Source organism: Caulobacter sp. Root655 (assembly GCF_001427665.1).
Taxonomy (GTDB): Bacteria; Pseudomonadota; Alphaproteobacteria; order Caulobacterales; family Caulobacteraceae; genus Caulobacter.
Genome location: NZ_LMHC01000006.1, coordinates 26,952 through 41,970, shown reverse-complemented (window position 1 = coordinate 41,970; position 15,019 = coordinate 26,952). Strand labels below are relative to the sequence as shown.

Genomic DNA, 15,019 nt, shown 5'->3' with positions numbered 1-15,019 from the left:
GGGCTCAGCTCCCGCCGTGATCAGCGGGGCGGGGCGTTCGGGTCGTCGGGCTCCGGCTGGCAGCCGTCCGGCGGGCAGGACGGAAGCGCGGTGGGTTCCTCGGGCTCGATCTTGACGCGGTAGGTGATCATGTCGGGCGTGATCTCGTCGATCTGGATGGCCAGGTCGCGGACGTTGACGACCTTCAGCGCCTCCGGAAAATCCAGGGTCTGGCCGCTGGCCGGATTGACGTAGTCGTCGCCCGAATAGCCGCGCACCTCGAACCGCACCTGGCCGTCGGCGAGGCCCGCGAAGGCCACGTCGTAGATGATCCCCGAGGTGTTCGCGTCGTAGTCGGCCGGGTCGGGACGCTGGGGGCCCTTGGCGTAGTCGCGCGGCGGAACCAGCGCCGCGCCGAGCACCGCATACCTCCGCTCGCTGAACGTGTCGGCGTTTGGCGGCGAGGGCGCCGGAGGAGGCTCGACCAGAATCTCGCCACCTCCAGGCGCGGGGGGCACGTCGAGCAGATGGCAGCTCTTGCCGGCCTGGACCTTCTGGATGTCGATGACCCGCAGGGCGTTGCCGTCGCCGTCCTCCTCGTATTCGCCGATCACCTCGGCATAGACGGGCGCCTTCAGGGTCGCCAGGCGCGCCGCCAGGGCGGCCACGGGCTCTTCCGGCGCGCCGTCCTTGAGCACGTAGCGGTTCTCGACCAGGTCGCAGCGGGTCAGCACGACCTGGTCGCCCTCGATCTTGACCGTGCCGATGTAGAAGTCCTGGGCGTGGGCCGCCGCGGCGACCGTCAACAGGGCCAGCGACAGCAGCGGGATCGTGAGGCGTTGGCGGGGCATCGGCCTATTCCACTTCGAGACGGTAGCTGCAGCCGGCCAGGACCTGGCCGGGGTGCGAGGTGACGGTCGAGACGTTCAGGGTGATCCGCGTGGCGAAAGTGCTGTCGCCGACCTTCTCGGTGGTCTCGGCGATCAGCCGGTCGCCGAGGAACTTGCCCGGCACGTCGATCGCCGGGACGATCTCCAGCTGCTTGGCCAGGGGATGCGGGTCGGCCTCGTCGAGAATGGCCAGCGGACCGGAACTGTTGAAGGCGACGCGGCGGGTCGTGCGGCCGAACACCGTGATCGGCGCGGCCAGGCGGTATTCCTTGAGCAGGAAGTTGGCCGACTTCACCTCGGTCAGGCCCAGATGCGCGCGGGCGGCCGCGCCGTCCTCGCCGGCCAGCCAGAAGGCGAAGCCGTTGTAGCTGGGCACGTCGTAGGTCTGGCATTCGACCAGCTTGGCCAGGTCGACGGTGGCGGGATCGAAGTCCTCGTCCTCGCGCGCCATCGCCGCGAGCGGCCCCGTCATCGTCATCGCCATCGTCATCGCCAGGGTCTGGGCCAGCAGGCCGGCGGTCACCGTCTTGATCATGGGCCTAGAACTCGCTCGGGCTCGAAGCGTTGCCGCGAATCCGGAATTCGCCGTCAGGACCTGTGGAGCATTTCGCGACGGTCGGCGGAAGAGGGGACGTCTTCCCGCATGGGTCGAGGCCGCCGGGTCTCGCGATCGCCTTGCTCACAAGGCGGGAACGTCCGGTGATGGCCACGCGAATGCGTCCTTTGGATGGCGCAAAACTGATACCGCTAACTTTCTTCTTTTCGTTCACGTAACGACGTGTTTATGGTGATGACACCGGTGACATAACGCCGGGCCAATGGCGGCCTTCGAACCGCCAACCGAGACAAATGGGGAGGAAAAGACATGACTCAGAGGAAGATTTCGCACGCCTGCGCGTTGCTGCGCCAGGCCTCCTGGATCGCCCTGGCGGCGGCCGGAACCCTGGCCCTTTCAGCCAACGCGACCCAGGCCCAGACCACCACGCCGGCCCCGAACGACGCCGCCGCCGTCGAGGAGGTGGTGGTCACCGGCTACCGCGCCGCGCTGGAAAGCGCCCTGAACCTCAAGCGGCGCTCCAACGTGATGATCGACGCCATCAACGCCGAGGACATCGCCGACTTTCCCGACGCCAACCTGGCCGAGTCGCTGCAGCGCCTGCCGGGCGTCTCGATCGACCGCGACAACGGCGAAGGTCGCACCATCACCGTGCGCGGCCTGGGCAGCGACTTCACCCGCGTGCGGCTGAACGGCCTGGAGGCGCTGTCGACCGCCGGCTCCAACGACTCGGGCACCAGCCCCAACCGCAGCCGCGGCTTCGATTTCAGCGTCTTCGCCTCGGAGCTGTTCAGCTCTCTGCAGGTGCGCAAGACCCAGTCGGCCGAGACCGACGAGGGCTCGCTGGGCGCCACCGTCGACCTGATCACCGGCCGGCCCCTCAACTTCAAGGGCCGTCGCCTGGCCCTGTCGCTGCAAGACGCCTATTACGAGAACGGCGGCCATCACAGCCCGCGCGTGGCGGCCCTGGTCTCGGACCGCTGGGACACCAACTGGGGCCAGTTCGGGGCCCTGTTCTCGCTGGCCTACAACAAGCGCAAGCAGACCACCGACAGCTATCTGCGCAACCCCGGCGTTTCGGACTACACCTACCGGCAGTCGCCGTTCAACACGACGCCGAACCCGACCGCGAGCGCGGCCAACCCTTCGGTCTCGACCCTGAACCGCATGGGCTTCGCGGCGCCGATAGGCACCGTCTGCAACGGCGTCACCGGCGGGGTCAACGGCCTGGTCCCCGGCCTGAACGTCACCAACCTGGGCGCCTGCGCGGCGATGATCGGCTCCAACCCCGCAGCCTACGCCCTGATCAACAACCCGATCGGCCAGACCCTGACCACCGTCCGCACCCCGGTGCTGGACGCCAACGGCAATCCGACCGGCGCGTTCACCAACGTCACCACCACCACCGCCCCCGGTTCGCTGATCCGCATCCCGGCCCTGGCCACCCTCAACCAGCAGCAGCTGGAGCAGGACCGCCTGGGCATGAACGCCTCGCTGCAATGGCGGCCGACCGACCGCACGACGGTCAGCGTCGACGGCGTCTATTCGCGCTTCTACAACGACTCGCAGAACTTCCAGATCAGCACTGTCGGCCTCAACCGTCGCGGCGCCGCGGTCGGCTATCAGACCGCCACGGCGGCCACGACCCCGGCCACGCGCCGCGGCTTCTACGACACCTGCGTGCAGCGCGACGCCACGCCGATCCTGGGCGGCATCGACTGCGGGCAGTCGCTGAACGGAACCACCCCGGTCGCGGGCACGGTCGCCAGCTTCAACCCCAACAACCTCGAGCCCTACGACTATTACAACAGCCCGAGCTCGGTGGGTTACATCGCCCCCGGCCAGCCCGGCTACGACCCGCTGGGCATGAGCTACCGCAACGCCCTGATCGGCCGCAACAGCACCTATCTGATCGACGCCGCCCTCAGCCCCGGTGGCCAGAACGCCGACTATCTGAAGCTGGGCAATATCGACGTCCGCTCGGCCGACGACCAGCAGACCTACACGACCTTCTTCCAGCAGGGCTCGATCAACATCGAGCACGAGTTCAGCGATCGCCTGAAGGTGGTCGCCCTCTATGGCCGGTCGCGTTCGGTCAACAAGAGCACCGGACTGCTGACGGAGTACAACCGCCTGGACTCCGGCAAGGGCGTGGCCGGCAACGACTACCTGATCTACGACGCGCGCGGCGATGGCGAGATGCCGTTGCTGAACTTCGGCTTCGACACCGCCAATCCGGCCAACTGGGACTTCGTCAAAGGCTATTCGGCCGTGCGGGTCTTCAAGCGGGTGGCCGACAACCACTACGAAGGCGGCAAGTTCGACCTGTCCTACGAGGCCGACGACAACCTGACGGTCAAGGTCGGCTTCAACCAGCGCAAGTACAGCTTCGAGACCACCCAGTACCGCCGCACCGGGACCGAAACGATCAATCCCAGCCTCAAGGAGGCCAACAGCTCGGTCGCGGCGACCAGCCGTATCATCAGCTGGGGCAAGGGGCTGGACGTCCCCACCGGCACGCCAACCAGCTTCATCGCGCCGGACAACCAGAAGTTCCTGGACCTGCTCGACTTCGACTGCAACTGCATCAACAAGTGGGGCGACTGGCGCACCTCGTACCAGACCAACGCCTCGGAAACCTATTCGGTCGACGAGACCGACACCGGCGCCTACGTGCAGTTCGACGGCAACGCCGAGGTCTTCGACCGCACCCTGCGCGGCAACTTCGGCATCCGCTACGCCCAGACCGAGGTCGAGGCCAACGGCTTGACCAACACTTCGCGGGCGGTGTCGGCGACCAACAAGTACCACGACATCCTGCCGGCCCTGAACCTGGCCTATGAGGTCTCCGACACCATGATGGTCCGCTTCGGCGCGGCCAAGGTCATGGCGCGGCCCCTGCTGGGCAACCTGGCCCCGTCGATCACCGCCTTCTCGGTGCCGACCACCGCCGGCGTCAGCGACGGCGGTGGGATCACCCTGGGCAACCCCAAGCTGGCGCCGTTCCGGGCGATCAATTACGACCTGAGCTTCGAGTGGTACTTCACCCAGGGCGCCCTGTTCTCGGTGGCGGTGTTCGACAAGGACATCAGCAGCTTCCCGCAGACCGTCATCGGCGCGGGGCCGCTGACCTCGATCCTCGACTCCGCGGCCATCGCCGAGCTGCGGGCGTCGCAGACCAACGTCAATTCGCTGGCCTATATCGACGCCAACAATGCGTTCAACATCCGCCAGTTCCGCGACGCGCCCGGCGGCTACATCCGCGGCGTCGAGCTCAGCTACCAGCAGAACCTGACCTTCCTGCCGTGGTTCCTCGACAAGCTGGGCGTTCAGGCCAACTACACCCACCTGGAATCCGAGCTGAAATACATCATCGATCCGGGCGCGCCCGCCGTGAAGAACGCCGCCGGCGTCGTCACCACGCCGGCCCGGGCCCTGATCGTGGCCCCGGGTCCGTTCACCGGCGCCTCGCCGGACGCCTTCAACTTCACGGTCTATTACGACACCGGCAAATGGTCGGCGCGGGTCTCCACCGCCTATCGCGCCAAGTACTACACGACCTATCCGATCGCCTCGGGCACCTGCGATCCGGGCTTCTGCGACTCGCCGCTGGTCAACGACTTCGTCGGCAGCAAGGCGACGACCAATGTCGACTTCTCGGCCTCCTACAAGTTCACCAAGAACGTGTCGCTGAACGTCGAGGCCCTGAACCTGACCAACCAGACCACCAACCGCTTCGGCTACGCCGAAGACCCGGTGGTCACCCAGTACGGCTCCACCGGCCGGCAGGTCTTCGTCGGCATGCGGATGGTCTTCTAGCCCCTCCCCCGGGAGCACTCGGGCGGCGTCGGGATTTGTCCCCTGGCGTCGCCCATCTCTTTTCGAGCGTCCATAGTTGCTTTCGCGTCAATAGTTCTGGAGTTCCCGATGCCCCATCCCACTCGTCGATTGGCCCTGGGGTCGCTGTTCACCGGCGCCGCCGTCGCCGCTGCGGCGACCTCGTCCTCTTCGGGGGCGACCGGCCTGGCCGCATCGCCGGCCGCGCCCGACGCGGGCGGCTCCGAATGGGCCAAGGGGATCGAGGGCCAGCGCAAGGCCGACCTGGGCGATGGGACGTTCCTCAATCCGGTCCTGGCCGGCGACCGCCCCGACCCGTCGATCCTCAAGGACGGCGAAGTCTACTACATGACCCACTCGTCGTTCGACGCCTATCCGGGCCTGGTGATCTGGCGCTCGACCGACCTGGTCAACTGGACCCCGGTCGTGGCCTCGCTGAAGACCAACATCGGTTCGGTCTGGGCGCCCGAGATCTGCAAGCACAAGGGCCGCTACTACATCTACATCCCGGCCAAGTACCCCGACAACAACACCAGCTACGTGATCTGGGCCGACAGGATCGAGGGCCCGTGGTCCGAGCCGATCGACCTGAAGCTGCCCCGCTACATCGACCCCGGCCACATGGTCGACGAGCACGGCGTGCGCTGGCTGTTCCTGTCGGGCGGCGACCGCATCCAGCTGGCCCCCGACGGCCTGTCGACGGTCGGCAAGCCCGAGCACGTCTACGACCCGTGGCATTATCCGGAGGACTGGGACGTCGAGGGCTTCTCGCCCGAGGGGCCCAAGGTGATGAAGCGCGGCGACTGGTACTACCTGGTCACCGCGGTGGGCGGCACGGCCGGCCCGCCGACCGGCCACATGGTCATCGTCGCGCGATCCAAGTCGCTGGCCGGGCCGTGGGAGGACGACCCGAAGAACCCGGTCGTGCGTACGACGAACAATTCCGAGAAGTGGTGGTCGCGCGGCCACGCCACCCTGGTCGAGGGCCCGGCGGGCGACTGGTGGACCGTCTATCACGGCTACGAGAACGGCTTCTACACCCTGGGCCGCCAGACCCTGCTGGCCCCGGTGACCTGGACCAAGGACGGCTGGTTCGAGGTCGGCGGCGGCGACTTGTCGAAGCCGTTGCCCAAACCCAAGGGCGGCAAGGCTGGGCCGCACGGCATGGCGTTGTCGGACGACTTCTCGACCGACAAGTACGGCGTGCAGTGGAACTTCTTCGACCCAAAGCCGGGCGAGCAGGCGCGGATGTCGCGGGCCGGCGGCCTGCTGACCCTGAAGGGCGCGGGCGAGGCGCCGTCGACCGGCGCGCCGCTGATCTTCGTGGCCGGCGACCAGGCCTATGAGATCGAGTGCGAGATCGACATCGACCCCGACACCCGGGCCGGCCTGATCCTGTTCTACGACCGCCAGCTCTATTGCGGCCTGGGCTTCGACGCCAAGAACTTCGTCACCCACCAGTACGGCATCGAACGCGGCCGGCCGGCCAATCCGCATGGGGCGAAGATGCTGATGCGGCTGCGCAACAACCGCCACATCGTCAGCTTCCACACCAGCGGGGACGGCGGCCAGACCTGGAAGCGCTTCGACCGGGGCATGGAGGTCTCGGGCTACCACCACAATGTGCGCGGCGGCTTCCTGATGCTGAAACCGGGGCTCTACGCGGCGGGCAAGGGCTCGGCGCGGTTCCGGAACTTCAAGTATCGGGCGCTGGCGTAGCGGCTTGCCTCCATTCCCTCGGCTGTCATCCCGGACAAGCGCGCAGCGCGCCGATCCGGGACCGCCGGAAGCGTGTGCGTTCACGCGTCGGTCCCGGGTCTTCGCTTCGCTTCGCCCGGGATGACAGCGGCTTTTTTGTGATGATTGGAGATCGCCGAACATGAAGTTCAAAGCCCTGCTCCTCGCCGCCGCGCTTCTGGCGACCCCGGCCGCCGCCCAGGCTCCCGCCGAACCGCCGACCTTCAAGGCGGTGAAGATCGTGCTGGTTGGCGACTCGACCACCGCCGTGCAGGGCGGCTGGGGACCCAGCTTCTGCGGCAAGCACGTCACCTCGTTCGCCGCCTGCATCAACCTGGCGCGCGGCGGCCGCAGCAGCGGCAACTACCGGGCCGAGGGCTCCTGGGCCCTGGCGCTGCGCGAGATCGGCTCGGGCGGGTTCATGGACACCTATGTGCTGATCCAGTTCGGCCACAACGACCAGCCGGGCAAGCCGGGCCGCTCGACCGACCTGGCCACCGAGTTCCCGGCCAACATGAAGCGCTATGTCGAGGAGGTGAGGGCGGCCGGCGGCAAGCCGGTGCTGGTCACGCCCCTGACCCGTCGCCAGTTCAAGGACGGCAAGCTGATCGACGACCTGGGCCCCTGGGCCCTGGCCGTGCGCGAGGTCGCCGCCGAGACCGGCGCGCCGCTGGTCGATCTGCACGCCGACAGCTTCGCGGCCGTGCAGGCGATGGGGGCCGCCGAGGCCACGCGGTTCGCCCAGCGGCCGCCGTCGCCCGAGGTCCTGGCTGCCGCCCGGACGGGGACGACGATCGCCGCCAACCCGGTCCCGGCCCCGGCCCCGACCGGAACCTCGGCGCCCGCCCAACCCCAGAACAACGCCGCCGTCGAGCCCATGGGCCAGGCCAAGCTGGCGTTCGACTACACGCACCTGGGCGAGGCGGGTGCGGACTATTTCTCGGTGCTGGTCGCCAATGACCTGGCCAAGGCTGCGCCAACCCTGCGACGCTACCTGATCCCCTGACCTGTAGCCCCGACCTGATTGCACCAGGCCGGGGCTACAGGTTTCTGTTTTGGCGCATTTTCTTCACGCGAACCGGAGTCCACTTCGCTTGAAAATGCTCTAGCCGGAGAGGCCTCGAACATGACCGTGACGCGTAGAACCACGCTCGGAGCCCTGACCGCCGGCGCGACCGCCCTGGGGACCTCGCGGACGGGCGTCGCCGCGCCGGCCGCGTCGCTTCACCGGCTGTGGTATCGCCAGCCGGCCAAGGCGTGGGTCGAGGCCCTGCCGGTCGGGACGGGACGCAGCGGCGCGATGGTGTTCGGCGGCGTCGCCCAGGAACGCTTGCAGCTCAACGACGACACCCTGTGGGCCGGCGGACCCTATGACCCGGTCAATCCGCTGGCCCGGGCCGCCCTGCCGGAAATCCGCGGCCTGATCGCGGCCGGCGACTACGCCAAGGCCGCCGAGGTCGCCGACGCCCGCTTCCTGGCCACGCCCCGGCGCCAGATGTCCTACCAGACGATCGGCGACCTGCGCCTGGCCTTCCCGGGCCTGCCGGAGACGGCGGCCGACTACGAGCGCGACCTCGACCTGGACGGGGCGATCGCCACGACCCGGTTCTCGGCCGGCGGAACGCGCTTCACCCGCCAGGTGATCGCCAGCGCGCCGGACCGGGTGATCGCCGTGCGCCTGATCGCCGACCGGGCCAAGGCCCTGTCGCTGGACCTGTCGTTCGCCAGCCCGCTGAAGTCCGCGCCGACGGCCAGCGTCGAGGGCGCCGACACCCTGGTTCTGGTCGGGACCAACGAGGCCCAGAACGGCGTCGAGGCGGCGCTGAAGTTCGAGTGCCGAGTGCGGGTGCTCAACAAGGGCGGGACGGTCGTGGCCGACGGCGCGGGCCTGGCCGTGCGCGGCGCCGACGAGGTGTTGCTGCTGATCGCCTCGGCCACCAGCTATCGCCGGTTCGACGATGTCGGCGGCGATCCGGCCGCGGACAACCGCGCGGTGGTCGCGGCGGCGTCGGCCAAGCCTTGGCGAGACCTGCTGGCTCGCCACCAGGCCGATCACCGCAAGCTGTTCCGCCGCGTCGCCGTCGACTTCGGGACGACCTCGGCCGCGCTCAAGCCGACCGACGAACGGATCAAGGCCTCGCCGACCACCGACGATCCGGCCCTGGCCGCCCTCTACTACCAGTACGGCCGCTACCTGCTGATCGCCTGCTCGCGGCCGGGCGGCCAGCCGGCCAACCTGCAGGGCCTGTGGAACGACAAGACCTCGCCGCCCTGGGGCGGCAAGTACACCATCAACATCAACACCGAGATGAACTACTGGCCGGCCGAGCCGACCGGCCTGGCCGAGTGCGTCGCGCCCCTGGTCGAGATGGTTCGCGACCTGTCGGTCACCGGGGCCCGCACGGCCCAGGCGATGTACGGCGCGCGCGGCTGGGTCACCCATCACAACACCGACCTGTGGCGCGCCACCGCCCCGATCGACAACGTCAAGGCCGGCGTCTGGCCCACGGGCGGGGCCTGGCTCTGCAAGCACCTGTGGGACCATTACGACTACAGTCGCGACCGGGCCTATCTGGCCGACGTCTATCCCCTGATGAAGGGCGCGGCGCTGTTCTTCCTTGACACCTTGGTGCGCGACCCCAGGACCGGAAAGGTGGTCACCAGTCCGTCGAGCTCGCCGGAGAACGACCACGGCCACGGCGGGTCGCTGGCCGCCGGACCGACCATGGACCAGGCCATCCTCCGCGACCTGTTCTCCAACTGCATCGCCGCCGCCGCGATCCTTGGGACCGATGCGACCCTGGCCGCTCTGCTGACCGTCGCCCGCGACCGGCTGGCGCCCTACAAGATCGGCAAGGACGGCCAACTTCAGGAATGGCAGGACGACTGGGACGCCGACGCCAAGGAGATCCACCACCGGCACGTCTCGCACCTGTACGGCCTGTTCCCCAGCGACCAGATCGCCGTCGACAAGACGCCCGCCCTGGCGGCGGCGGCGCGCAGGTCCCTCGAGATCCGGGGCGACCTGTCGACCGGCTGGGCCATCGCCTGGCGGCTGAACCTGTGGGCGCGGCTGGGGGAGGGGGATCACGCGCACGGCATTCTCGGCCTGCTGCTGGGTCCCGAGCGCACCTATCCCAACATGTTCGACGCTCATCCGCCGTTCCAGATCGACGGCAATTTCGGCGGGACCTCGGGAATGACCGAGATGATCCTGCAGAGCCGCAACGACGAGATCCTGCTGCTGCCCGCCTTGCCCTCGGCCTGGCCGACCGGACGGCTGACCGGCCTGCGGGCCCGGGGGGCGGTCGGGGTCGACGTGGTCTGGGCGCGGGGCCGGCTGGAGTCGGCGGTGCTCACCGCCGCCGCCGACGGCCGCCACCATGTCCGCTATGCCGGCGGCGCGATCGACCTGGACCTGAAGGCGGGCCAGCGCGTTCGGCTGACGGCGCGCGACGGCGTGCTGAGAAAGGCATGACCGCGATGACCGTATCCCTGGCGCGCCGCGCGGTCCTGGCCGTCGCCCTATCCCTGGCCGTTCACGCGACCGCCCGGGCGGGCGTGGTGGGCGAGGTCGTGCCCGCCCAGCCGCTGACCGCCGAGCGGATCGCCACGCTGCCCGCGCCCGCGCAAGGCGCCTGGCGGGACTACCTCAAGCGGTCTCTTTCGCGGATGAAGGCCGACGAGGATGCGCTGGTCGCCGAACGCGGCGGCAAACCCGCGCCGTCGCCGCCCATCGAGAGCGGTGGAGCCAAGTCCATGCCGCTGGATCGCGAGGCGGCCTGGTACGGGACGACCGAGGCCCGCCACGTCGCCGACGTGATCGTCAGCTTCCAGACCCCGGCCGGCGGCTGGGGCAAGAACCAGTCCCGGGCCGGCGCGCTCCGCCAACCTGGCCAAGCCTATGTGTCCCACGGCGAGGGCTATGTCGGCACGCTGGACAACGACGCGACGGTGACCGAACTGCGGTTCCTGGCCCGCGTCGCCGGCCAGGCCTCCGAGACCGACGGCAAGGCCTATCGCGCCAGCCTGCTGCGCGGCGTCGAATACCTGCTGGAGGCCCAGTACCCCAACGGCGGCTGGCCGCAGGTCTGGCCCCTACAGGGCGGCTACCATGACGCCGTGACCTATAACGACGGCGCGATGGTCGCGGCCGTCAGGCTCCTGGAGACGGTCGCGGCCGGGCAGGGCGACTACGCCTTCGTTCCGGCTGAACTCCGGGCGCGGGCCGCCGCCGCGAAGGATCGCGCCGTGGCCTGTATCCTGGCGACCCAGGTGGTCGTCGACGGCCGTCGGACGATCTGGTCCCAGCAGCACGACGCCCTGACCCTGGGGCCGGTCGGGGCCCGCAACTTCGAGCCGGGTGCGCTGGCCACCGCCGAAAGCGCGGACATCCTGATCTATCTGATGAGCCTGCCCGACCCGTCTCCCGGGGTCGCCGCCGCGATCCGGGGCGGCGACCAATGGCTGTCCGGCGCGGCCCTCCGCGACGTCGCCTGGACACCGGTCGATCCGGTCCTGGGACGTCGCCTCGTCGCCCAGCCCGGGGCGGGTCCGCTGTGGGCCCGCTACTACGACATCGCCAGCGGCAAGCCGGTCTATGGCGATCGCGACAGGTCGGTCCATGACGACGTCAACGACCTGAGCCTGGAACGCCGCAACGGCTATGCCTGGTTCAACACCGCGCCCTTGAAGGTCGCCGAAGCCTACCACCGGTGGGCCGCGACGCATCCCTTAGGTTCCGTGGACAGTAGGCGTTGAAGGTTGTTTTCGGCCAGCGCTGTGCGTCCTTCGAGGCTTCGCCTTCGGCTCGCGCCTCAGGATGAGGAGCGTTTTGCCTGCTTTCCTCATCCTGAGGTGCGTAGCGTAGCGAAGCCTCGAAGGACGCACAGCGCTGGCCGAAAACAGGCTGGAACGCCTACTGTCCACGGCCTTCAAGCGATCTTCAGGTTCCGCAACGACAGCTCCAACGCGCCGAGCCACCCACGTCGAGTCGAATTGACAACGTTATCAGTGTGCGCTCAATGTCGCGCGCTACCGGGCGTTCGACCACGGCGCGCATCGCCGCGACCTTGCCGAAGCCATGAGAAACCATAACAAAATGCGGCGTCAGGCCGCTGGGAGGAAATCAATGACGGGCAAGTCAGCAATCGGCCGGACCAGCGTCCTGGTCGCGGCCCTGGCCATGGGCTTGGCCGGCGCGCCGGCCCGGGCGGCCGACGCGCCGGCGGGCGTGGTCAAGATCGACAGCGGGCGGCTGCAGGGTGTGGTCAAGGACGGGGTCGAGGCGTTCAAGGGCGTGCCCTTCGCCGCGCCGCCGGTCGGCGACCTGCGCTGGCGGGCCCCGGCTCCGGCCGCGGCCTGGAGCGGCGTGCGCGCGGCGACCCAGTACGGTCATGACTGCGCCCAGAAGCCGTTCCCCAGCGACGCCGCGCCGCTGGGCACGGAGCCGGCCGAGGACTGCCTGGTGATGAACGTCTGGCGCCCGACGGCGCCGGCCGCGGCCAAGCGGCCGGTGATGGTCTGGATCTATGGCGGCGGCTTCGTCAACGGCGGGTCCTCTCCGGAGGTCTATGCCGGCGACCAGTTCGCCAAGCAGGGCGTGGTCTTTGTCAGCTTCAACTACCGGGTCGGCCGCTTCGGCTTCTTCGCCCACCCGGCCCTGACCAAGGAGAACCCCAAGGGGCCGCTGGGCAACTACGGGTTCATGGATCAGATCGCGGCCCTGAAATGGGTGCAGCGCAACATCGCCGCCTTTGGGGGCGACCCGGCCAACGTCACGATCGTCGGCGAGTCGGCCGGCGGCTTCTCCATCCACACCCTGCTGACCTCGCCGGCCGCCAAGGGCCTGTTCCACAAGGCGATCATCGAGTCCGGCGGCGGGCGCGGCTCCATAACGCCGGGTCGCAAGGTCAGTGGCCAGGCCCCGGGCGGACCGGCGTCCGGCGAGGAGGTCGGGCTGGCCTTCGCCCAGAAGGCCGGGGTCTCGGGCGAAGACGCCGCGGCCTTGGCGGCCCTGCGCGCCTTGCCCGCCGACAAGGTGGTCGACGGCCTGAACATGATGAGCATGTTCGGCAATCCGACCTATGCCGGGCCGATGACCGACGGCCAGATCGTGGTCGATGAGCCCGCGACGATCTACCGGGCCGGCGGCGGGGCCAATGTGCCGCTGATGGTCGGCGCCAACAGCATGGACATCGGCTTCTCCTTCGCCCGCAGCCTGGACGAGGTCTACGCCCCGTTCGGGCCCGAGCGGCGAGCGGCGGCGCAGGCCGCCTATGACCCCAAGGGGACCGGCGACCTGCGGGCGATCGGAACCCTGACCGCCAGCGACAGGATGATGGTCGAGCCGGCGCGGTTCATGGCCAGGGCCTGGGCGGCGGACAAGCGGCCGGTCTACGCCTTCCGCTTCTCCTATGTGGCCGAGTCCATGCGCAAGGAATGGCCGGGCGCGCCGCACGCCACCGAAATCCCGTACGTGTTCGACACGGTCAAGGCCAAGTACGGCGCGGCCCTGACGCCGGCCGACGCCCAGATGGCGCGGCTGACCAACAGCTACTGGGTCGCCTTCGCCAAGACCGGCGACCCGAACGGGGCCGGCTTGCCGACCTGGCCGGTCTACGACGCGGCCGGCGACCAGATCCTCGACTTCGCCAATGACGGGGTCTCGGCCAAGGCCGATCCGTGGAAGGCGCGGCTGGACCTGACACAGCAGGTGGCCGATAGCGCCAAGCCCTAGGAGGGCGCGGCCTCGTACCTTCCGGGACGAGGCCGCTTCCTTTTTCGAATCCGCGCTATATCTGCGTCCGAGAACCGCCGCGCCCGCCTGGCCGGCGGGAGGAGGACGTTCGCGCGTGACGACGACGATCAAGGACGTGGCCGCCCGAGCCGGCCTGTCGGTGATGACGGTGTCGCGGGTGCTGAACGGCGAGCGCCACGTCAGCGCCCAGGCCCGCGCCAAGGTGCAGGACGCCATCGAGGCGCTCGACTTCCGGCGCAACACCTTCGCGCGCGGCCTTCCGGGTTCGCGGTCGTTCCTGATCTGCCTGGTGATCCCGGAGATGATCCCGGCCTATGTGGCGGAGTTCCAGCACGGCGCGATCGAGTCCTGTCGCGCCAAGGGCTACCATCTGGTGGTGCTGCCCTATGAAACGGGCGCGGACGCCACGGCCGGCGGGGTGGCGGGCGCGGTGGCCTCGCTGCGGCCGGACGGCTTCCTGCTGCTGCCGCCGATCACCGACGACCAGGCGGTGCTGGACGTGCTGGACCGGTCGGAAACCCCCTATGTCCGGATGGCGCCGCTGACCGAGCCTGAGCGGGCGTCGTCGATCTCGATGGACGACGCCGAGGCCGCTCGAAGGATGACGGCGGCGCTGCTTGACCTTGGTCACCGGCGGATAGGCTTCTTCACCGGACCGCTCGACCACGCCGCCTCCGTCTGGCGGCTGGAAGGCTATCGCCGCGCGCTCCAGGAGCGCGGGCTGGCGGTCGACACCCGGCTGGTGCGCGACGGCGAGGGCGTCTTCGACGGCGACGAGACCGAGGTCGTGGCCTTGCTGACCAGCCCGGATCGGCCCAGCGCCATCTTCGCGTTCAACGACGAGATCGCGCTGGCCGTCATGGCCGTGGCCTACCGGCTGGGCCTGTCCGTGCCCGGAGATCTCTCGGTCGCCGGCTTCGACGACAGCGAGCTCTCGCGGCTGGCATGGCCAGCCTTGACCACGGTGCGCCAGCCCGTCTTCGCCATGGCGGGGGCGGCCGCCGAGCTGGTCATCGCCCAGGCCGAGGCCGGAACCCGGCGCGTCGAACACCGGCGGCTGGATTTCGACCTGATGCTCCGCGACACCATCGGGGCGCCGAGGTCCTAGGCTTTAGGTCGGGCTTCGAATCATTGACCTATCTCCGTCTCCCCGGCGAAGGCCGGGGCCCAGGTGAAACCCACGAGCCGTTCCAGATGAATCTGGGTCCCGGCCTTCGCCGGGAAAGCGGGGTTGGATTGGCTCGCTTCGATAACAAACCG

At 69.1% G+C, this 15,019-nt stretch carries 9 protein-coding genes; 7 read left to right on the top strand and 2 right to left on the bottom strand.

Going from position 1 to position 15,019, the window contains the following annotated elements; translation table 11 throughout:
- Positions 1–20: 20 nt before the first annotated feature.
- Positions 21–830: a hypothetical protein gene (locus ASD79_RS24565; RefSeq protein ID WP_200952286.1), complete on the bottom strand. Its 810-nt coding sequence runs from the start codon at positions 828–830 to the stop codon at positions 21–23.
- 4 nt (positions 831–834) lie between these two features.
- Positions 835–1,404, bottom strand: a complete 570-nt coding sequence (locus tag ASD79_RS07495) for a hypothetical protein (protein WP_082584840.1) — start codon at positions 1,402–1,404, stop codon at positions 835–837.
- 330 nt (positions 1,405–1,734) lie between these two features.
- Between ASD79_RS07495 and ASD79_RS07490 the strand changes: the two genes are divergently transcribed.
- From ASD79_RS07490 to ASD79_RS07460, 7 genes are all read left to right on the top strand, one after another.
- Entirely contained in the window at positions 1,735–5,244 is a 3,510-nt protein-coding gene (locus tag ASD79_RS07490; protein WP_056720417.1) for a TonB-dependent receptor, read from the top strand.
- A 108-nt stretch (positions 5,245–5,352) separates the two neighbouring features.
- Positions 5,353–6,981 carry a family 43 glycosylhydrolase gene (locus ASD79_RS07485; protein ID WP_056720416.1) on the top strand — a complete coding sequence of 543 codons (1,629 nt, stop codon included), beginning with the start codon at positions 5,353–5,355 and terminating at the stop codon, positions 6,979–6,981.
- Positions 6,982–7,141: 160 nt separating this feature from the next.
- Complete coding sequence (locus ASD79_RS07480; protein WP_056720415.1) at positions 7,142–8,005, top strand: rhamnogalacturonan acetylesterase; 864 nt, start codon at positions 7,142–7,144, stop codon at positions 8,003–8,005.
- A 120-nt stretch (positions 8,006–8,125) separates the two neighbouring features.
- Positions 8,126–10,477 carry a glycoside hydrolase N-terminal domain-containing protein gene (locus tag ASD79_RS07475; RefSeq protein ID WP_056720414.1) on the top strand — a complete coding sequence of 784 codons (2,352 nt, stop codon included), beginning with the start codon at positions 8,126–8,128 and terminating at the stop codon, positions 10,475–10,477.
- Positions 10,474–11,760 (top strand): pectate lyase, encoded by a 1,287-nt coding sequence (pelA, locus tag ASD79_RS07470; RefSeq protein ID WP_082584839.1) that lies wholly within the window; start codon positions 10,474–10,476, stop codon positions 11,758–11,760. Before ASD79_RS07475 ends, pelA begins: the two co-directional genes overlap by 4 nt.
- A 370-nt stretch (positions 11,761–12,130) precedes the next feature.
- Positions 12,131–13,738, top strand: a complete 1,608-nt coding sequence (locus ASD79_RS07465; protein WP_056720413.1) for a carboxylesterase/lipase family protein — start codon at positions 12,131–12,133, stop codon at positions 13,736–13,738.
- Positions 13,739–13,853: 115 nt separating this feature from the next.
- Positions 13,854–14,867, top strand: a complete 1,014-nt coding sequence (locus ASD79_RS07460; RefSeq protein ID WP_082584838.1) for a LacI family DNA-binding transcriptional regulator — start codon at positions 13,854–13,856, stop codon at positions 14,865–14,867.
- The last annotated feature ends 152 nt before the right edge of the window (positions 14,868–15,019 follow it).